Source organism: Hymenobacter segetis, assembly GCF_038448715.1.
Taxonomy (GTDB): domain Bacteria; phylum Bacteroidota; class Bacteroidia; order Cytophagales; family Hymenobacteraceae; genus Hymenobacter; species Hymenobacter segetis.
Window position 1 is genome coordinate 1 of the sequence record NZ_JBCEVZ010000079.1, and the last position, 19,504, is coordinate 19,504.

Annotated in this window: 13 protein-coding genes; 10 read left to right on the forward strand and 3 right to left on the reverse strand. The window is 64.0% G+C overall.

Annotated features, from left to right (window positions below; all coding sequences use genetic code 11):
• Together AAFH49_RS20100 and AAFH49_RS20105 are read right to left on the reverse strand one after the other, a co-directional pair.
• A partial coding sequence (locus AAFH49_RS20100; protein WP_342300989.1) for an AAA domain-containing protein occupies positions 1–3,143 on the reverse strand: 3,143 nt, incomplete at its 3' end.
• Positions 3,144–3,219: 76 nt separating this feature from the next.
• Complete coding sequence (locus AAFH49_RS20105) at positions 3,220–3,684, reverse strand: hypothetical protein (RefSeq protein ID WP_342300990.1); 465 nt, start codon at positions 3,682–3,684, stop codon at positions 3,220–3,222.
• 73 nt (positions 3,685–3,757) lie between these two features.
• Between AAFH49_RS20105 and AAFH49_RS20110 the strand changes: the two genes are divergently transcribed.
• The 8 genes from AAFH49_RS20110 to AAFH49_RS20145 all read left to right on the forward strand — a co-directional run bounded on the left by AAFH49_RS20110 (position 3,758) and on the right by AAFH49_RS20145 (position 14,909).
• Positions 3,758–4,303, forward strand: coding sequence for a hypothetical protein (locus AAFH49_RS20110; RefSeq protein ID WP_342300991.1), 546 nt, complete (start codon positions 3,758–3,760; stop codon positions 4,301–4,303).
• 15 nt (positions 4,304–4,318) lie between these two features.
• Positions 4,319–4,678, forward strand: coding sequence for a hypothetical protein (locus AAFH49_RS20115; RefSeq protein WP_342300993.1), 360 nt, complete (start codon positions 4,319–4,321; stop codon positions 4,676–4,678).
• A gap of 117 nt (positions 4,679–4,795) precedes the next feature.
• Entirely contained in the window at positions 4,796–7,828 is a 3,033-nt protein-coding gene (locus AAFH49_RS20120) for an SWIM zinc finger family protein (RefSeq protein ID WP_342300995.1), read from the forward strand.
• Between the two features lie 3 nt (positions 7,829–7,831).
• A complete protein-coding gene (locus tag AAFH49_RS20125) occupies positions 7,832–8,926 on the forward strand; it encodes an ATP-binding protein (RefSeq protein ID WP_342300997.1) in 1,095 nt (364 codons plus the stop codon).
• Positions 8,927–8,962: 36 nt separating this feature from the next.
• Complete coding sequence (locus AAFH49_RS20130; protein ID WP_342300999.1) at positions 8,963–9,955, forward strand: hypothetical protein; 993 nt, start codon at positions 8,963–8,965, stop codon at positions 9,953–9,955.
• 324 nt (positions 9,956–10,279) lie between these two features.
• On the forward strand, positions 10,280–11,182 hold the full coding sequence (locus AAFH49_RS20135; RefSeq protein WP_342301001.1) for an NAD(P)/FAD-dependent oxidoreductase: 903 nt from the start codon (positions 10,280–10,282) through the stop codon (positions 11,180–11,182).
• A 108-nt stretch (positions 11,183–11,290) separates the two neighbouring features.
• Positions 11,291–13,633: a DUF5682 family protein gene (locus AAFH49_RS20140; protein WP_342301002.1), complete on the forward strand. Its 2,343-nt coding sequence runs from the start codon at positions 11,291–11,293 to the stop codon at positions 13,631–13,633.
• A gap of 166 nt (positions 13,634–13,799) precedes the next feature.
• Positions 13,800–14,909: a VWA domain-containing protein gene (locus AAFH49_RS20145; protein ID WP_342301004.1), complete on the forward strand. Its 1,110-nt coding sequence runs from the start codon at positions 13,800–13,802 to the stop codon at positions 14,907–14,909.
• A 41-nt stretch (positions 14,910–14,950) separates the two neighbouring features.
• Here the strand turns inward: AAFH49_RS20145 and AAFH49_RS20150 are convergent, their stop codons facing one another.
• Positions 14,951–16,525 carry an FAD-dependent oxidoreductase gene (locus AAFH49_RS20150; RefSeq protein ID WP_342301005.1) on the reverse strand — a complete coding sequence of 525 codons (1,575 nt, stop codon included), beginning with the start codon at positions 16,523–16,525 and terminating at the stop codon, positions 14,951–14,953.
• Between the two features lie 518 nt (positions 16,526–17,043).
• On the opposite strand from AAFH49_RS20150, the gene AAFH49_RS20155 reads away from it, so the two are divergent.
• Together AAFH49_RS20155 and AAFH49_RS20160 are read left to right on the forward strand one after the other, a co-directional pair.
• Positions 17,044–17,403, forward strand: a complete 360-nt coding sequence (locus AAFH49_RS20155) for a hypothetical protein (protein WP_342301006.1) — start codon at positions 17,044–17,046, stop codon at positions 17,401–17,403.
• Between the two features lie 84 nt (positions 17,404–17,487).
• Positions 17,488–19,479, forward strand: coding sequence for an AAA domain-containing protein (locus AAFH49_RS20160; RefSeq protein ID WP_342301007.1), 1,992 nt, complete (start codon positions 17,488–17,490; stop codon positions 19,477–19,479).
• The last annotated feature ends 25 nt before the right edge of the window (positions 19,480–19,504 follow it).

The following is a 19,504-nucleotide window of genomic DNA, read 5'->3' on the forward strand; positions in this document are numbered from 1 at the left end:
TGTGGGCAGCGCAGCTGGCCTTCGTAAAAGTCTTGGTTGACGAGCACGGCCAGCTCCTGATGCATGCGGTACTGGTCGGCGAGGGTGCCGTGGGCGTGGGGCCAGTGGGCCTCGGCGCGGCGGAACAGGCGCTCGAAGTAGGAGTTGCGCAGGTTGGTGAGGCCAAGGTTTTCGCGCAGCAAATCGGCTACTTCCGGTGCCACGGCGCTGGTTTCGGGCTCCTGGGCCACCACGGCGGGCAGCTGGCGGTGGTCGCCGATGAGAATGAACTTCTTCACCTTAGCCAGCAGCGCCAGCATCGGCGATTCCAGCACCTGGCTGGCTTCATCCACCACGGCCACGTCGAACTGCTTGAGCATAAATAACTCCGGCTTGCCCAGCAGGCTTGCCACCGTGCCCACGTAAAAAGGCGTGCCCGTGAGGCGGGCGCGCACGGTTTGGCGGCTGCCGCAGTCGGCAATCATGGCATCGAGCAGATACGGCCGGTACTGCGGCGACGTGCCCAACCGTGAACCGACCCGAATAAACGGCAGTTTAGCTTCCACCAGCTGCTCGCAGATTTCGTCCACGGCGCGGTTGGTGTAAGCGGCCAGCAGCACCTGCTTGTCTTCTTTGTAGAGATTTTCGGCCAGCTCGCGCAGTACGCTGCGGGTTTTGCCGGTGCCGGGCGGGCCGCAGAGCACGAACCAGTCGGGCGCGGCCAGGGCACGGGCCACTACTTCGGGGGCCGTGGTGGCAGGCGCGGCGGCGGGGTTCCAGCCCTCCGGCTCGCGCGGGCCGGTGCGGGCCAGCAGGCGCTTGCGGCGCTCCGGGCTCAGGCTGAGGAAGGACGAGAGGCCTGCCCACTCGCGCCGGAAGGTGTCGTAGGTATCGGGCTCCAGGGCCCAGTGCGAGTGGCCCAGCAGGTAGCGCGGGGCCATGCGGCGGTTGCGCACGCTGAGCACCACGCGGCCATCGGCCCCGAGGTCTTCGGCGAGGACGACTTTTACTACTTGCGCGTCGAGGACGCTGAGCTGGTGGATTGGTGGGTTGGTGGGTTGGTGGGCTGGTGGGTTGGCTTCGGCTGAGTTAGAAACTGCCGTTACTTCGGAAGCCTCAGCGGCAGCGGTTTCGCGGGAGTTGCGGCGGCGTGGGTAGAGAATCAGCGTGTCGCCGGCGCGGAAATTGACTTCGCGGCCCCCGGCCGGGCGCTGGAAAATGAGGTGCGGGCCGAGGCTGTCGCGGGCATCATCGGGTGCGCCGCTGTGGTCTTCGATTAGCTCCAGGTCATCGAGCAGGCTGAAATTTTGATACTTGCGGGCCTGGGGCAATAGCCAGAGGCCGGCCTGGCCGCCGGCATCGCCGGGGCGGGCTTCGTCGCCGAGCAGGGTGAGGCGCATTTCGCGGGCCGAAAAGCGGGCCAGCTCCAGGCAGTAGGCGCGCTCCACGGGGTCGGCGGCGGCCCAGGCGTTGGCTACTTTTTCGGCTTTGGCTTTGCCGAAGGGCGGCAGGGCCATGAGGTTGGGGTGCAGCACGGGTGCCAGCAGGTGGGCCGTCTGGCGCGGGCCGGTGGCGCGGGCCAGCTGCAGTTCGGTACCCACGAGCTGGTTGCGGGCCGAGAGCAAGCGGTCAATCAGGTCCTGGTCCTGGTCGACGCGGCGCACGGCGGGCTGGCCGCTGGCCGCGTTGGAGTACAGAATGCTGGTGCGGCCCCGGCCAGCCGTTTCACCATCGGCCCCGAATACCGATTCCAGGAGCAGACGGTAGAGCTGGGCCTGGGCGGCGTGGTTGGTCCAAGGCTCGGCGTGGGGCACTTTGGTCGAGCTTTTGAGCTCAATCAGGTCGTAGCCGGTGCTGCTTTCGTGCAGCAAATCGAGCCGCCCTTGCAAGCCGTAGGTGGCCGAGAGGAAGGTGGGTTCGAGGAAGCAGTCGGCCAGACGCAGAGGTTCCTGCTGGTAGCCAGTGCGGCTGGCGGCCACGAAGCCCAGGGCGCGGGTTTCGCGCAGAGTGCGGTGGTGGCGGCGCAGGTCGTTCAGCAGTTCGGGCACGCCGGTGCGGGTCTGAAACTCGGGCAGGGTGCTGAGCGAGAGCGGGGCCGAGCGGAACAGCCGGCCCCGGAAGAACGTTTCCAGGTCGAATTCTTTCGGTGTCGGTTGTTCGTTGTCAGTTGTTAGTTCGAATTGGGAGTTACCCGCAGCCTCCGAATTAGCCATTTCAGAAGCCGCTTCCGGCTCGGCGGTGGCAATGGCGTGGCCGGCCAGCTTCGCCAGCCGCTCCCGCTGCTGCCGTTTTGCGGCGGCTTCCTGTTTCGACTTCAGTTCTTCCTGCCGGCCGGCGTGGCTCACTTCCTCATCAAGCAGCAGGTTCACCAGGTTTCCGAGTACCAGCGGGCGCGAGGTTTCATCGGGTAAAAAGGCGTTCAGCAGCGCCCATTCGGGGATGGTGCCGTCGCGCTGGGCGCATTCGGCAATGGTGGTGACGCTGATGAGGTAGTCGGGCTCCAGCACTACGCGGCGGGCGCGCACGCTGCCATCGGCCAGCAGCACCGGGCCGATGAGGTGCAGCGTGGGATGCAGCGCGGCGGCCAGCGGCAGCACGTTTTCATAGGCGGCGGGCAGCAGCAGACCGAAGGGACCGGCGGGGCGGCCATCGGCGGGCGCGGCCATCTCGACGGTGAGCGCGCCGGTGGCCAGGTCGGCGTGCAGCACCCGCACGCGCCAAGTGGTGCTGGCGGCGGCTTCGGGAATGTGGGCCGCAGCGGTACCGGCTATTTCTGCCGTTTCGGTGGGCGCGGCAGTTTCAGCCACTATCCGGGGCAGCGCGGGACCGGCGTAGGCCGCGCCGGTGAGGTGTAGCACCAGCGCCGCCACCGCCGCGAAGCCCTGGGCCGTTTCGGCGCGGGTGCCGGCGTAGCTTTCGTGCACCACCAGGTTGGCGGCTAGGCGCAGGGCTTGGAGCTGCTGGCGCAGGGCGGCGGGCAACTCATGGGTGTAGGCGGCCTGGCCGATTGCCTGGTTGAGGTCGATAAACGGGGCTTCGCGGGCCTTGCAGTCGTCGCGCAGCACGGTTTCGAGCAGCTTGCGCAGCTTGGGGAGCTGGTCGGCGGGCGCGGCGGCGGGGTCGGCGGCCAGCGCGGCGAGGCGGGAGTAGTAGCGGGTGGGCATCGGAAGGTAGAGAAATAGCGGCCGGACTTATAAAAGTAACGGTTTTCCGGCTCCGGCCGGCCCGCTGCCGGCTGGGCTAGCGGGCGGCGCTCAGGCCCACGGGGGCGGCCAGCGGGCCTTCCTCGTACATATTCAGGTAGAGTTTGAGGGGCTGCTTCTGTCCTTTCCAAGTGATGGAATACACGTCGAGCTGGCCTTCGTTGTCGATGCCGCCATCCCCAATCTTAAACGCGCAGCAGTTGCCTTCGTGCTCGTAATTAATGGGTTCGCCCCTGGGGCCCAGCAGGGCGTTGAGGTAGCGCTGCTGGTTGCGCACGCCGGCTTCGCGCCCGCCGCCGACCCGCACCGGGTTGTTTGCCGTAAAGCCGTAGGTATCGTCCGAACTGGTGGCCTGAATCAGGAAGGGCAGCACGCCGCTGCCGCCTTTTTCGTAGAGGCCTTCCGATGCCGCGCCGCCGTAGGTGGGCGGCGTTTTGGGTCGGGCCGTTTCGCAGCTCCACACGCTCAGCGCCCCGAGCAATAAGAGGCTGCCTTTTTTCATTAGTTGAATTTTCTTCATGCGTACGTCCTTGTTTCCCTTGGTTGACAGTTTGCAAATAACCACCCGCCGCCCATTGTTTCGCTCCCTGGTACTCAGTGGCGGGCTTTTTTGGAGTTTGGCCACGGCCGCCCAGACACCGGCCATCACCCCGGATTCGCCCCTGCCCGGCCTGCTGGCCGAGCGCAAAGCGCTGACCGACCGCTACACGGCCGCCAGCGCCCAGCGCCACAGCCTGTTCGGCAACAAGCCCTCCAAAAAAGACTTAGAGGAAGTGGTAGAAGCCCTGCAAGGCATCGTGGATAAGGACCAGCAGATTGTGGACGTGCTCAACCGCACCGCCCAGGCGGCTCAGACCAATTCCGTGCGCCTGGCCGCAACCACCACCCACCTCGAAACCAGCTCGCGCGACGACCGCAACCTGACTGCCCAGCGCCTCTCCGAGCTCACCAACGAAACCGAAAACCTGCGCCAGCGCGAAAAGCAGCAACTGGCCCGCCAGCGCGACCTCGAAGCCGAAGTGGCCGAAGCCAAGCAGGGCCATTTCGTGCGCGATGCCCTCATTGCCGGCCTCGCCGTGCTGTGTGTGGGGCTGGTGGTGGCGTTGCGCCGGCGCCGGTAGGCGTACTTTTGGCCCATGTCGGCCACTTTTCCGTTTCAGCTCGCCCCCGCCCCGCCTCCCATTTCGCCCGAGTACCAACTGGTGATTTTTGCTGATGTGGGCGGGCTGGAGGATTATTACGCCCTATTTCAGCACTTCGGCTTCGGCGGCACGGCGGCTTCCTGGGCCGAGCACCTCGAAACCATCATCGAAGAGCACCAACCCGCGCTGCTCGATGAAATAGAGTTTGCCGACAGCGGCCACACGTTTGTGGCCTACGCCGCCAGCCCGGCCATTGCCGAGGAGTTTCTGGCCTGCGTGCTGCCATATTTCGGTACGCTGTCGTCCCTGCGCAAGTACCTGAGCCAAGCCGACCCGGACGACTTTTTTGCGTGAAACTGGGGCGTGGGGCTGTAGCACATGCTTCAGCTTGTGCCGTTGCGAAATCGAATTGCCTGGTACCGCACAAGCTAAAGCATGTGCTACATACTTTTGGTGCCTGCCCCGCCCCGCATGATTTCCTATTCTGAAGCGCAAGCCCTCGCCCTCATCACCGCCCCCGGCACCCTCAAACGGGGCCAGGAGCTGCTGAAACCCGCCAAATGGGCCAATCTGGGCCGCACCGAAACGGCAGCCTGGGGCGACTGCGCCGGCAGCGGCTCCAAGCCCTACCTCACCGGCATCGACCTGACGGAGCCGGCCTTCAAGTGCAGCTGCCCCAGCCGGGTTTTTCCCTGCAAGCACGGCGCGGGCCTGATCCTACTCATGGCCCGCCAGCCGGAGCTTTTTGGTGGCAATACGCCACCTGCCTGGTTGGCCGAGTGGCTGGAAAAACGCCAGCAAAGCCAAGAGAAAAAGGCTGAAAAACCCGCTTCTAAAGTTTCTAAAGCGACTGTAGCAACTGAATTACTGGCCGACGAAGCAAGCCCGGTCTCTCCGTTTGTTAGGGAGGAAACGGCGGCCGTTGAAACGCCGCTTCAAAGTCAAACAACGCCAGCCGTCGACCCCAAGCGCCTCGCCCGCATGGCCGCCGGGGCCGAAGACCTCATAGCCTGGCTCGAAGACCTGATGCGCGCCGGCCTCGCCACGCTCGACAAGCAGCCGCCAAAATTTTGGGAAAGCCAGGCCGCCCGGCTGGTCGACCACCAGCTGCCCGGCCTGGCCGCCACCCTGCGCGAGCTGGCCACCCTGCGCCACGCCCACGCCGACTGGCCCCCGCGCCTGCTGGGCCGCCTCGGCGAATTGTATTTGCTGACCCGCACCTTCCAGAACCTCCCCAATCTTGCCCCCGATGCCCGGGCCGAGGTACTCCAGCAAGTCGGCATCAACCTGAAAAAAGAGGACTTACTCGCCAACGCCACGCCCGTGGCCGACTCCTGGCGCGTGCTGGGCCAATTCCGCTGGGAAGAGGACCGCCTGACGGCCCGCCGCACCTGGCTGCACGGCCGCAAAACCGGCCAAACGGCGCTGGTGCTGGAGTTTTCGTTCGGCGGGCAGCCGTTCAACACGCCGTTTATTCCACACGGCGCATATCTGGGCGAGTTGGTTTTCTATCCCGGCCTGCTGCCGCTGCGGGCCGCCCCGGTCAACGTAAAGTTTGACGGTACGGTGCCGGAAACCGTGGTGCCGCCCGGCCAGTCCATCAGCCAGTTGCTGAATGATTACGCCAGCGCCCTGGCCCGCCAGCCCTGGCTGCGCGAGTGGCCCGCCACCCTGGCCCAGGTCCTGCCAACGCGGCAGCCCGATGGCCGCTGGCTCCTGCACCATCCCGAAGACGGGGCTTTGCCCCTGCGCTTCGCCGATGAGGATGTGCCCTGGCAGCTGCTGGCCCAAAGCGGCGGCCACCCGCTCACCCTCTTTGGCGAATGGGACGGCCGGGCCTTCCGTCCTTTAAGCAGCTGGGCCGGAACAGCCAGAGCCGTGGAAACCTCCTCCAGTCAGGGCCCCGATAACCGGCCCCAACTGCAGCAAGCAGCGGTGGAACCCGGCCAATTCCCGCTTCCCTCCCCTGCCCAGCTGCTGCGTACCGCCCTGCTCGGCACCCGGCAGAGCGGCACAGCCATCTCGCCACCGTCAACTGGCACTGCCGATGCCGACGGCGCTGAGCAACAACTCCTGCTGGCGGCGGGCACCCTGGCCGTGCTGCAGAAAGCCGGCTTCCGGCCCGCTGCCGCCCCGCCACCGCCGGCCCCCGCTCCCGCCGAAAGCCGGGTGCCGCTGGGGCCCCTCGGCACGGAGTGTTTCCGGGCCCTGCTGGCCGGCAACCGCTATTCCGCTTTTCGCACCGATTACTGGACGCTGATGGTGGAGCACCAGCGCCTGATACCGCCGGTGCTGCTGGTGGCTGCGCTCGGCAATTCGGATTTGCGGCTGCACCTGCCGGGCACCTTGTCGGCCATCCTGGGCGAGCGGGGCCACTGGCTGGCGCAGCAAAACCCCGACTGGCAGCCGGTGCTGGCCAACGTGCACCCCTCGCAAGACCTGGCGACCTGGGAAACGGGGACCCTGCACGAGCGTCGCTTCTTCATCCAGCGGCTCCACGAGTCGGACCCCGAACAGGCCCGGCAGCTGCTGACCGCCGCGCTGCCCACCGAACGCGCGGCCACCCAGGCGGCCCTGCTGGCCGAGCTACAGCACACCGTGACCGGAGCCGACGAACTCCTGCTGGCCACCTACCTGGGCTCGAAAAGCAAGGAGGTGCGGCAAACGGTGGTGCCGCTGCTGGCACCGCTGCCCCATTCGGCCCTGGTGGAACGGCTGTGGCAGCGCGCCGCCCCCCTGCTCACCCTGAAACGCCCCCTGATTGGCCGCAACAAGCTGGAAGTAGCCCTGCCCGAAACCTGGGATAAAACCTGGCTGGCCGACGGCATCGAGCAGAAAGACGACCAGTTCGAGGGCGGCGAGCGGGCCGGCCAGCTGGGCCAGCTGCTCACGCTGCTGCCCCACAGCCGCTGGGCCGCACACCTGCAAGTATCGGCCGAGGAGCTCCTGAGCCTGGCCGAAGCCACCGAATGGGCGAGCCTGCTACTGCGGGCCTGGTCGCGGTCAGCCTACCTGCACAAGGACAAAACGTTTGCCGCGCCCCTGCTGCGGCACCAGTTCACGCAGCCCAACCTGTTGCATCACCAGCAAGTCACGCACCTGACCTGGCTGCTGAGCGAGGACGAGAAAATAGCGCTGCTCCGCACGCTGCTGCCGCTCCAGGACAAGCGCGCGCCGTTTCTCCTGCCCGACATCCTGAATTACATTTTCGCGCCCTGGCCCGCCGATATCGTCAGCGCGGCGCTCCAGCACATTGCCGACGTGCTGGCCCCCCTCGTCACCAATCCCTACGGCGAGCCGTACCAGCGCCTTTCCACCCTGCTCTACCGCCTGGCGAGCTACGTGCCTCCGGCGCTGGCCGCGCAGTGCACCGCCGCGCTCCGGCCCGTGGGCGAAAGCCACCCCCTCGTGGCTCCCCTAATCGAGCAATTCATCGACTCCTTGCATTTTCGCCAGCAGCTCACCGCCAGCCTCACCGAACCTTTCCTTCCTTCAATTTCCTAACCCATGGCCGCTCCCTCGCCCACCCTCCTCCGCCCCCACGCCGAAGACCTCTACGCCAAAGAGCTCGCCGCCCTCCGCGCCGCCGACGACCGCCCCAAGCCGCCCGGCTGGCACCTCTCGCCCTGGGCCGTGGTCACCTACCTGCTGGGTGGCAAGCTCGATAACGGCTTCGAAATCGAGCCCAAGTACATCGGCCAGCGGCGGCTGATGGAAATTGCCGTCGCCACCCTGGCCACCGACCGCGCCCTGCTGCTGCTCGGCGTGCCCGGCACGGCCAAAAGCTGGGTGTCGGAGCACCTCACCGCCGCCATCAGCGGGCACACCAACCTGCTGGTGCAGGGCACCGCTGGCACCGCCGAAGACAGCCTCCGCTACTCCTGGAACTACGCCCGCCTCCTCGCCGAAGGCCCCTCCCTGGCCGCCCTCGTGCCCAGCCCGCTCTACAAAGGCATGGAAACCGGCCAGCTCGTCCGCATCGAAGAGCTCACCCGCATCCCCTCCGACGTGCAGGACACCCTGCTCACCATGCTCTCCGAAAAGGTGCTGCCCATCCCCGAGCTCAGCACCGAAATCCAGGCCCGCCAGGGCTTCAACGTCATCGCCACCGCCAACGACCGCGACCGCGGCGTGAACGAGCTCAGCAGCGCCCTGCGCCGCCGCTTCAACGCCGTGGTGCTGCCCCTGCCCGCCACCCTGGCCGAGGAAGTCCACATCGTGCAAACCCGCGTGGCCAAGCAGGGCCAGCCCCTCCAGCTGCCCGTCGAAGCCCCCGCGCTGGAGCAAATCAGCCGCCTCGTCACCATCTTCCGCGAGCTGCGCCAGGGCGTCACCGACAACGGCAAAACCAAGCTCAAGTCGCCCAGCGGCACCCTGAGCACCGGCGAAGCCATCTCCGTCATGAACTCCGGCCTGGCCCTAGCCGCCTACTTCGGCGACGGCACCCTGCGCGCCCACGACCTGGCCGCCGGCCTCACCGGCGCCGTCATCAAAGACCCCACCCCCGACCGCGTCGTCTGGCTCGAATACCTCGAAACCGTAGCCAAGGAGCGGGATGGCTGGAAGGATTTGTATAGGGCCTGTCGGGAGGTTGTGGAGTAACTGTGTATTAAAACCCAACACCAAACATTCACTACAATGGGGTCGAAATTAATTATCAATCAATTAAAATTAGCTTATAGCCCCCTATCAAACCGTGATTTTGCGTTATTGAAAGATGACACTGACATTCAGGCAAATCTAATAAACAGCAATTTATACGCAATATGCCAACGGCCAGAATTATACTTCTCTAATCTGAATTATTATTCGGAAGATGGAATGATAGACTTAGAAATACGCCAAGAAAACAATCCAAATATTTTAAGGGTTTTGGTTCCCTTATTTCAGGAGTGCTTCAACATTGACCCTTCAAAGTATGTGTTAATTTCGGCAGGTGCCCACAATCCTAAGAGCAATTTAGGAGAAATGCCTATGAACTATGTGGCAGGATTTAAGATATATGAAGGTGAAGATGAAAAAACGTTAGGAAAATTTATCGTATGGTTTACACCAGAGAAGTTACTCCAAAACATATGGAACGGCGGTATCATTGCTGATATCGAAGGAAATATTCGAAACTTTACAAAATATCAAGTCCTTTATGTTGGTAAAGCAACTGACCAAAGAGTTTGGCAAAGATTATCCGGGCATGATGCGTTGCAGAACATACTTTCACTTGAAGAGCCAATCGTATTTGGCTCATTACCTACTCACGAGATAGCCATTCTTTTCTTTGCTTTTAAAGAAAATACACACATTCAAAGTTTCGGAGCCAAATCGGGCAGCAAAGAATTTGTGGATTTAATGATGGGCTATTCATTACCTAGTCAGAAATCAATCTTCCTTGATGCAGAGAAAGCTCTTATCAATGCGATGCTCCCCAAATACAATAAAGAGCTATTTAAGAGTTACCCTAAAAGCAAGGATGGCCTTTATTCAAATTCTTATGATTATATAAGATATACTTTCACGGACCCTATCAGTTTGATTTACAGCTTAGGTGAAATCCGTGGAGGGCTTAACGCATTCGGTGGTGACAAGATTATTATCGAGCAAAACAAGACTATGAAATTAATCAAAGCCGATTAGAGCGCCCAAACCAGCGAAAGAAGAAGTCTAGCCTATCCCCAACACCCGCCAGCACCGATTCCACACCCGCCACTAGGATATCTTCAAGCGTCAGTAGGATATCTTCCAGTGCCAGCACCGTGTCCACAGGTGCCAGTAGGATACCTTTTATAGGAAGTAGGATATCTTCGGCCGCTAGTAGGATATATTTTAGCGTCAGTAGGATATCTGCCGGATGCAGCAGCGTGTCGGCGGGTAAAACAGGTTTTTTGTAAGGGAATCCGGCTGCCCGCGTCCGCCCCGATGGCCCGCAGGTATCGCGGCTGCTTCCTTCCCTCTTCCTCTATGCCCGATTTCGACGCCATTATCATCGGCGGCAGCTACGCCGGCCTCTCCGCCGCGATGGCCCTGGGCCGCTCCCGCCGCCGCGTGCTCCTCCTCGACACCGGCCGGCCCTGCAACCGCCAAACGCCCCACTCCCACAACTTCCTCACCCAGGACGGGGCCACCCCCGCCGCCCTGCGCGCCCAGGCCCTGGCCCAGGTGCAGCACTACCCCACCATCGAGCTGCGCAACGACGAAGCCCTGGCCGCCACCGCCCTCCCCGGCGGCGGCTTCCGCGTCGAAACCGCCGCCGGGGCCGCCCCCACCGCCGCCCGGCTGCTGCTCGCCACCGGCGTCATCGACCTGCTGCCCGCCCTGCCCGGCTTTGCCGAGTGCTGGGGCATTTCGGTGCTGCACTGCCCCTACTGCCACGGCTATGAAGTAGCCGACCAGCGCCTCGGCGTCATCGGCAACGGCGACGTGGGCTTCGATTTCGCCCGCCTCATTCACAACTGGTCGCCCCGCCTCACCCTCTTCACCGACGGCCCCGCCACCCTCGACCCCGCCCAGCGGCAGACCCTCGCCCGCCACGGCATCACCATCGAAGAAAAGCCGCTGGCCGGCATCATCCACACCCAGGGGCAGCTGCAAGCCGTGCAGCTGGCCGATGGCAGCGCCCGCCCGCTCGACGCGGTATTTGCCCGCGTGCCGTTTGAGCAGTCCGGCCCTCTGGCCCGGCAGTTGGGCTGCGCCTTCACCGAAATGGGCCACGTGCAGGTCGATGATTTCCAACGCACCAGCGTGCCCGGTGTGTTCGCGGCCGGCGATGCCACCACGGGCTTCCGGGCCGTTTCGGCCGCCGTGGCCGCCGGCGGCAAGGCCGGTGCCCTTATCAACATGGGGCTAATCGAAGAGCGTTTCTAGGCCCGGCTGCTTGTAGCGCGGACTTTGTAGTCCGCGCTACTGGCCTGGCGGCGCGGGGTTGGGCGGGGTGTTGTTCATTTGCAGCCCCTGCCCAACCCCGCGCCGCTCATGCCCACCCCCGACCTCCGCCTGTTCGGCATCCGCCACCACGGCCCCGGCAGCGCCGCCAGCCTCGTGGCCGCCCTCGACGCCTTCCGGCCCGATATCGTGCTGCTGGAGTGCCCCGCCGATGCCGAAGCCGCCCTGGCCACCGCCACCCACCCGGAGCTGCGCCCGCCGGTAGCCCTGCTGGTCTACAACCCCAAACAGCAAGGACAGGCCTCGTTCCTACCCTTCGCCGAGTTCTCGCCGGAGTGGCAGGCCGTGCAGTGGTGCGCCCGCAACGGAGCCCATGTGCGCTGCATGGATTTGCCGATGAGCCTGCGGTTTGGCATGCGGGACGCGGTGGCGGCCCTAGCGTCAACCTCACCCCCTGACCCCCTCTCCAAAAAAGAGGGGGCACCGGCTCGTGAGGAAAACTCTTCCGACAAAGCTGAAGAAAGCATAACCGGTGCCCCCTCTCTTTTGGAGAGGGGGTCAGGGGGTGAGGTTAACGCGGAGGGCGAAATCGTTGAACCCGACGCCGACCCCGTCGCCTACATTGCCCGCCTGGCCGGCTACACCGACTCCGAGCAATGGTGGGAAACCCACCTCGAACACGCCCCCGGCCACGCCGACACCTTCGCCGTGGTGCTGGACATGATGACGGCCCTGCGCGAAGAATTAAAACGCCCCGAAACCGAAGAAACCCTCCTGCGCGAGGCCTTCATGCGCGAAACCCTCCGCACCACCCTGGCCCAGGGCTACCCGCGCGTAGCGGTGGTGTGCGGAGCCTGGCATGCCCCGGTATTGCAGACCGACCTATTCAAAAAGGAAGACAAAGCCCGCCTCAAAGGCTTGAAGAAAGTCCCCACCGAAACCACCTGGATTCCGTGGACCTACGAGCGGCTGTCCTTCAGCTCCGGCTACGGCGCGGGCGTGCTCTCCCCCGCCTGGTACGAGCTGCTCTTCGCCCAGCCTCGTGCCGAAGTCCTGACCCACTGGATGGTGCGCGCCACCCGCCTGCTGCGCGGGCAGGACGTGGATGCTTCCTCGGCCCACGCCATTGAGGGCGTGCGGCTGGCAGCGGCCCTGGCCGCCGTGCGCGGCCTGGCGCTGCCGGGCATCGACGAGTTGCAGGAAGCCGCCGTGGTCATCCTGGGTGGGGGCTACGCCGAGCCGCTGGCGCTAGTGCACAAGGAGCTGGTGATTGGCGTGAAGCTGGGCGAAGTGCCAGCGAGCCTGCCCGCCACGCCCTTGCAGCAGGACCTGGCCCAGCAGCAAAAGACCCTGCGCCTCAAGCCCGAAGCCATTTCGAAACCGCTCGACCTCGACCTGCGCCAGCCAGCCCAACTCGACCGCAGCCACCTGCTGCACCGCCTGCGCCTGCTCGACATCAACTGGGGCGAGCCCGAAGAAGTGGCTGGCAAAAGCGGCACCTTCCACGAAATCTGGACGCTGGAATGGGAGCCCGAAATGGCCCTGGCCGTGATTGAGGCCGGCCGCTGGGGCAACACCGTCCTCACCGCCGCCGCCAGCCGCGCCACCACCCGCGCCGCCGAAGCCACCAGCCTCGAAGCCGTGAGCACCCTACTGGAAGAAGCCCTGCGCGCCGACCTCGGCCCGGCCATTCCGGCGCTGGTGGCGCGGCTCGAAACCATCGGGGCCGATACGCGGGACGTGACGCACCTGCTGGCCGCCCTGCCCCCGCTGGCCCAAGTGCTGCGCTACGGCAACGTGCGCCGCACCGATACCGCCCAGGTGGCCCAGGTGGTGCAGCAGCTGGTGCCGCGCCTGTGCATCGGCCTGACCGCCGCCTGCGCGGGGCTGAATTATGATGCTGCCAAGCCGCTTCTGGAGCGCATCGAAGCCACCCACCAAGCCATTCGCCTGCTCCAAAATGACGCCCACGAAGCCGACTGGTACACGGCCCTGGCCGCTGTGCTGCGCCACGCGCCCACCAACGGCCTGCTGGCCGGGGCCGCCGCCCGCCTGCTCTTCGACGCGCAGCAGGCCGATGCCACCGCCACGTCCGTCACCCTCGGCCTCGCCCTGGCCCCCGCCCAACCCACCGACTACGCCACCGCCTGGATTGAGGGTTTCCTGCGCGGCTCGGGCCTGCTGCTCATCCATCACCGCGAATTATTCGACTTGCTCGATACCTGGCTGAGTGAATTACAGGAAGAAACCTTCCGCGAAATCGTGCCCCTGCTGCGCCGCGCCTTCACCGATTTCTCGCTGCCCGAGCGGCGGCAGATTCTGGAAATTGCGAGTTCAGATGAGGCCACATCGGTGTCGGTTGCGGAAGTAGATTTTGATTGGGAGCGCGGGGCACGGGTGCTACCGGGGCTACGGGTGTTGCTGGGGGGTTAAATTGTTTGTCAGGATAAAACCTGAACGTCATGCTGAGCGCAGTCGAAGCATCTCTACCGCGAAGAGTAAATCCAATGGATGATTTGGTAATGCGGTAGAGATGCTTCGACTGCGCTCAGCATGACGTTCTAAATCAATGTAACAACTACCAAAACTACCAACATCTATGCCCACCACACTAAGCCGCTGGAAACTCGTTCTCGGCAGCGCCGCCGATGCGCAAAACGCCGTGCCGATGCCGCCCGACTACGGCCGCATGGACGACGTGCTCACCGCCCTCTACGACGGCGACCGGGCCGAGCGCAAGGCCGGCCTGGGCGGCTCCGCGCCCCGCGTGAGCCGCTGGCTGGGCGATATCCGCGAGTATTTCCCCACCGAAGTAGTGGCCATCATGCAGCAGGATGCCATGACGCGCCTGGGCCTGAACCAGCTGCTGCTGGAGCCCGAAATCCTGCGCACGGTGCAGGCCGATGTGCACCTCGTGGGCACGCTGATGTCGCTGAGCCGGGTGATGCCGCAGAAGGCCAAAGCCACCGCCCGCGAGGTCATCACCAAAGTGGTGCGCGAGCTGGAAAAGAAGCTCAGCAACCCGCTGCGCCAGGCCGTGCAGGGCGCCCTGAGCCGGGCCGTGCGCAACCCGCGCCCCCGCTACCACGAAATCGACTGGGGCGCGACCATCAAAGCCAACCTCAAACACTACCAGGCGGCCCACAAAACCATTATTCCCGAGCGGCTGGTGGGGTTCGGGCGGCGCGGGCAGGCGCTGAAGGAAATTGTGCTCTGCGTAGACCAGAGCGGCTCTATGGCCTCGTCTGTCGTTTATGCGGGCGTGTTCGGGGCCGTGCTGGCTTCGCTGAAAGCTGTGAAAACGCACATGGTGGTGTTCGATACGGCCGTGGTGAACCTGAGCGAAAACCTGCATGACCCGGTGGACCTACTGTTCGGCGTACAGTTGGGCGGCGGCACCGATATCAACCTGGCCCTCACCTACTGCCAGCAGCTCATCACCCGCCCTACCGATACCATCCTCGTCCTCATCACTGACCTCTACGAAGGCGGCAATGAAAAGGAAATGATAAAGCGCGCCGCCGCCCTCAAAGCCGCCGGAGTAAACATCGTAGTCCTCCTGTCCCTGAGCGACGACGGTGCCCCCAGCTTCGACCGCCGCGTGGCCGAGCAGCTGGCGGCGCTGGATATTCCCAGCTTCGCCTGCACCCCGGCCAAGTTCCCGGAGCTGATGGCTAAGGCCATTCAGGGGCAAAAGCTGGAGGTGTAGCACCGGCTTTAGCTTGTGCAATCATCACGCCCGTAGCGGTTTCAACCCGCGGCAGTGCCGCCGCGTAGCAGCTGGCTCAGGGCCGCTTCATCGTCGCTTTCCAGCGCTACTTCGGCCCGGAGGTTTTCGAGGTCGCGCTGCACGCTGGCCACGGCCAGGGTTTTGCCCCCGGCCCGGTAGGCAATCGAGCATTTCTGTTGTCCTAAATCCCCGCTCACGGCCGCCTCGTCCCACTTCTCGGCGTGGCCCACGTAGCGAATCGAGAGGTTGTAGTGCTTGCTCCAGAAGAAGGGCACGGCGTCGAATTTTTCGCGCAGGCCCAGCATGTTGCGGGCGGCCGTCTGGCCCTGGCGCTGGGCCACCACCCAGTGCTCCACGCGAATGTTCTGGCCGGAGTGCGGGTCGGGCCAGCGGGCAATGTCGCCGGCCGCGAAGATGCTGGGGACACTGGTTTCGAGGTATTCGTTCACCGTCACGCCCCGGTCGATGGCCAGGCCGGAGGCCTCCGCCAGCGCCAGCCGGGGCCGCACCCCGATGCCCGCCACCACCAAATCGGCGGGCAGGCGCTCGCCGTTCGCGAGCATCACCGCGCCGGCTTCGATGCGTTCGGCTTTTTGCTCCAAGTGAAAAACCACGCCCTTTTCCTCGTGCAGCTTCCGCACCATTGCGCCCAGCTCCGGCCCCAGCACCTTGGCCAGGGGGGCCTTATCGGGGGCCACTACGTGCACCTCCAGGCCCAGGCCGCGCAGGGCGGCAGCTACTTCCAGCCCAATAAAGCTGGCCCCCAGCACCACCGCCCGCCGCGCCCCCTGGGCTCCGGCCACGATGGCGCGGTGGTCGGCCAGCGAGCGCAGCATATGCACTTGCGGCAGGTCGTGGCCCGGAATGTCGAGCGGCACCGGCGCGGCCCCCGGGGACAGCAGCAGCGCCTCATAGGCGTGCGCCACACCATCGGCCAGCAGCACGCGCCGGCCGGGCACGTCAATGCTGGCGACTTCGCCGTGGACTACCTCAATGTTGTGCTCGGCGTAGAAGCCGGCGGGCCGCAGCGTCACCGGCTTTTTCTCATCGGCCGGGAAGCTTTTGGAGAGCATAGTGCGGTCATAGGGCGCTTCGGCCTCACCATCCAGCAGCGTAATGCGGCCCTCGTAGCCCTCGCGTCGCAGCATTTCGGCGGCCGCGCTGCCCGCCGCGCCGGCCCCCACGATGACCACGGCGGCCGGGTGCGCCGGGGGCTCGGCCGCTGCCACGGGGGCCAGCGGGTCGCGTTCCTGCTTGCCGGTCACGTAAGCGCGGCCGTCGCGCTGTTCCACTGTCCAGCACGGCAGCGGGTCGAGGGCCGGGGCGCGCAGGGCCTCCCCGGTGCGCAGGCTGAAACAGGCATGGTGCCAGGGGCAGCGCACGGTTTCCCCATCGAGCAGGCCCTTACCCAGCAGTGCGCCCAGGTGGCTGCATTTGGCGGTGATGGCAAAAAGCTCGTCGCCGCGCCGGGCCAGTAGCACGGCCTCGCCGTGGGCATGGCCGGTGGTCATCGCGCCATCGGCCAAGTCGGCGAGAGCGAGGCCATCGGCAACAAAATCGGGGCCGGTGAGCGGCGGAGTGGTGGGAGCAGCCATGGGGGTTGAGGAAGTATGAGTAGTCGGGAAAGCACTTCTCATACGTGCCGCGTGGCTTTTTAGCGAAACCGCCGGATATGCCGGGCCGGCAGCGGTGCTCCCATCCGTGGCAATGATGCTTGTCGGCTCCGCCGCAATGCTTGCCAGCCCGGCAGCAATGCTTGTCAACCCGGCACCAATGATAGCCAGCCCGGCAACATGACATAACGCCACGGCAGCTATGCTAGCCACCTCGGCAGCATGACATGACGTCACTACAGCTATGCTTGACGCCTCCGCTGCTATCGTCGCGGGCGCGGCAGGCATCGTTGCCAAGGAAACGAGAATATGACCCGAGAGCAATTTGCAGTAGGGTGCGGGGCTTGTCCCCGCCCGGACGTTCGCATCGTTACAATGACTCCGTTCAACGCAGGGCGGGGACAAGCCCCGCACCCTACGGCGAACTACTCCGGGTTTCTCCGGCTACCTCCGACCTTTGTTAATATCCAGCTAAAGTCAACCTTTGTCAGAATCAAATTATGGACAAATATTTCCCTTTCAGCATCACTTTCGCGAATGGTGCGCAGCATGGTTCGCCCGAACAGATGTATCAGATTGTAGCTGATTTTGAATCCCCGGACTTAACGGCTTACAAGACGCTATTTGAGAGGTATAGCCCAGCTGAAGGGCTGATTTCGCTTGTTGATATAGTCACGCTGATTATTGAAGGCAGTGCCCCGGATTTGGCAGACCATATGGACTTTGATGAAGAAGGATTTCAGTTGGATATGTATGCAGACAGCGAAGAGGCTGTTCAAGAATTCGCTTCGGTAGTTTGCCCCGTGTTTCAAGACATTGAAGAGCTGAAACGCTATGTTCGTAAAGTAGCCGACGAATAAATCCAAGGTTCTTTCCAGAGCCTTTTGGCCACATATTACCCCATTTCGTTGTTACAATACTCAACGAACCCAACCCGCATTCTTTTGTCCGATACCACCCCCACTTTCGCCCCCGTCGACCCCTACGCCATTGAAAAGGAACTGCGCCACGTCCAGTCCCTGATGAAGCTGGAGCAGCAGGAAGACCTGGAGCAATTCAAGCTTAAAAACGCCAAAGCCAGCATCTCTGAGCGACAGCAGCGCGGCCTCACCTGGTACCCCGTCACCATCACGCAGGAAGACATTGGCTTCGGCGGCAAGGTGGTGCTGGAGCTGGAGCGGCCCGCCGGCCAGCAGGGCCTGCACCTGTTTCAGGTGGGCAAGAACGCGGCCCTGTTTGGCAACGTGCCCGGCCGCTCGGCCACCGACCGGCCCACGCTCAACGGCGTCATCACCAGCGTGCGGCGCAACAAGCTGCTGCTCGCCACCACCAAAGAAGACCTGCCCGACTGGGTGACCGAAGGCCATAAAATGGGCATCGACCTCACCTTCGACGAAGTGAGCTACCGCGAGATGGACTACGCCTTGGGCAAGGTAATGGGTGCCTACGGCGACCGCCTGGCCGAGCTGCGCGACATCCTGCTGGGGGCCAAGGAAGCCCGTTTCCGCGAGGAAAAGGCTACTGACCTGTTTTATCCCAGCCCGCTGAACGACTCGCAGCTGGCCGCCGTGAAGCACGTATTGGCGGCCAAGGACGTGGCCATCATCCACGGCCCGCCCGGCACCGGCAAAACCACCACGCTGGTGCAGGCCATCCTGGAAACCATCCGGCGCGAGCGGCGCGTGCTGGTGTGCGCGCCCAGCAACACGGCCGTCGATTTGCTGACGGAAAAGCTGGCCGAGCGCGGCGTGAATGTTATTCGGATGGGCAATCCATCGCGGGTTTCCGACCTGCTGCTGGAGCACACGCTCGATGCCCAGGTGATGGCCCACAAGAGCTACAACGAGATGCGCTCGATGCGCCAGACGGCCGACCAGTACCGCGAAACCGCCAGCAAACACGTCCGCAACTTCGGGTACGAGGAGCAGCAGCAGCGCCGAATGCTGAAGGAGGAAGCGCGGATGCTCTTCCAGCAGGCCGACGATTTGGAGCGCTACATCACCGAGGATTTGCTGGAATCAGTGCAGGTGATAACGTGCACGCTGGTGGGCGCCAGCAACCGCAACATCCGTCATCTCACCTACGAAACCGTGTTCATCGACGAAGCCGCCCAGGCCCTGGAGCCCGGCTGCTGGATTCCGATTGCCAAGGGCAACCGCGTGATTCTGGCCGGCGACCACCACCAGCTGCCGCCCACCGTGAAGAGCGACAAAGCCGGCGCGCTGCGCGAAACGCTGTTCGAGAAGGCCATCAAGCGCCAGCCCAGCACGGCCCGCATGCTCACGGTGCAGTACCGCATGCACGAGCAAATCATGCAGTTCAGCTCCGACCAGTTCTACGACAGCAAGCTCACGCCCTACGAAACCGTGCGGCACGCCGGCCTCGATGCCTACGACCTGCGCTTCGCCCCCGACCTGCCCGTGGAATTCCTCGACACGGCCGGCTTCGGTTTCCAGGAAATCACCATCCCCGAAAGCCGCTCCACCGCCAACCCCGAAGAAGCAGATTTGCTCCTCAAGCGCCTCGCGCAGCTGCTGGAACCCTACGACCCCGCCGACCACGAAGAAGACCCGCTCAGCATCGGCGTAATTGCCCCCTATCGCGCCCAAATCAACTATCTGAAGGACGCCATTGAGGAAAACGACGAGCTCAGTGGCTTCATGCTACACCGCCAGCTCAGCGTGGGCACGGTGGATTCCTTCCAGGGCCAGGAGCGCGACATTATCGCCATCACCCTCACCCGCAGCAACACCCACGGCGAAATCGGCTTCCTGAGCGATATCCGCCGCATGAACGTGGGCATGACCCGGGCGCGCAAAAAGCTGCTGCTCGTCGGCGACTCTTCGACGCTCAGCGCCCACCCGTTTTTCAAGGCGCTGATTGAGTACGTGGAGCTGATTGGGGGATATAGGACGGCTTGGGAGTTGCAGGATTAAGTCGCATTTCATTGAACTGTAGGGC